This is a genomic window from Peptococcus simiae (assembly GCF_046569735.1).
Taxonomy (GTDB): Bacteria; Bacillota; Peptococcia; order Peptococcales; family Peptococcaceae; genus Peptococcus; species Peptococcus simiae_A.
Map to the genome: position 1 here is coordinate 1 of NZ_JBKICG010000039.1, position 1,328 is coordinate 1,328.

General features: G+C 49.6%; 1 rRNA gene. It reads right to left on the reverse strand.

Annotated features, from left to right (window positions below):
• Nucleotides 1–1,193 (reverse strand): 23S ribosomal RNA (locus tag ACLGL1_RS09745); the annotation flags it as partial.
• Nucleotides 1,194–1,328 lie beyond the last annotated feature (135 nt).

Sequence of the window (1,328 nt, forward strand, 5' to 3'; positions counted from 1 at the left end):
TATGCATTCCGCGTCTTCGGTGTGGTGTTTGAGCCCCGTTACATTTTCGGCGCGGAACCCCTGGACCAGTGAGCTATTACGCACTCTCTTAATGATGGCTGCTTCTAAGCCAACATCCTGGTTGTCTGAGCGATTCCACATCCTTTTCCACTTAACACCAACTTGGGGACCTTAGACGGCGGTCTGGGTTCTTTCCCTTTTGACTATGAAGCTTATCCCCCATAGTCTGACTCCCAAGCAGTTTCCCTACGGCATTCTGAGTTTGATAAGATTTGGTAGGCGGTGAAGCCCCCGCATCCAGTCAGTGCTTTACCTCCGCAGGTCTTGGCTTGAGGCTAGCCCTAAAGCTATTTCGAGGAGAACCAGCTATCTCCGAGTTCGATTGGAATTTCACCCCTACCCACAAGTCATCCAATGTCTTTTCAACGACACCTGGTTCGGTCCTCCACGTTATTTTACTAACGCTTCAACCTGCTCATGGGTAGATCACCCGGTTTCGGGTCTGCGCCAAGAAACGTACGCCCTATTAAGACTCGCTTTCGCTATGGCTCCGTTTCCTTAACCTGGCTTCTTAACGCAACTCGCCGGTCCGTTCTACAAAAAGTACGCCACTACTCGCGTGTGGAGCTGTGACTGATTGTAAGCATGCGGTTTCAGGTTCTATTTCACTCCTCTTCCGAGGTGCTTTTCACCTTTCCCTCACGGTACTGGTTCACTATCGGTCGCCGGGGAGTATTTAGCCTTGGGGGGTGGGCCCCCCGCCTTCCCACGAGATTTCCCGTGTCTCGTGGTACTCCGGATCCACTCCGGATATCTCAACCTTTCGCTTACAAGGCTTTAACTTTCTATGGCTGACTTTCCCAAGTCATTCAACTAGGTCTTAATATCTTTATGAGTGTCCATACCCCGAATTGCTTCGGTTTGGGCTCTTCCCGCTTCGCTCGCCGCTACTGGGGGAATCGAGTTTTCTTTCTCTTCCTCCGGGTACTTAGATGTTTCAGTTCCCCGGGTTGCCTCCTTAAAGTTATGGATTGGCTTTAAGGTTGCCGGACATGACTCCGGCAGGGTTGTCCTATTCGGATATCTACGTGTCAAGGTCTGCTTGCGACTCAACGTAGCTTTTCGCAGCTTACCGCGTCCTTCATCGGCTCCCGGCGCCTAGGCATTCACCGCATGCCCTTAATTACTTAACCTTTAGTTCAGTATAAGTTTGCTTACTTATTTCGCTTGAGTTTTCACTCTCGATGAAATTGATGACCTTTTCTTAAACAGAAAAACTCATCTGCATATCTTTCGTATGCGTTGCTGTGTAGTTTTCAAAGAACCTG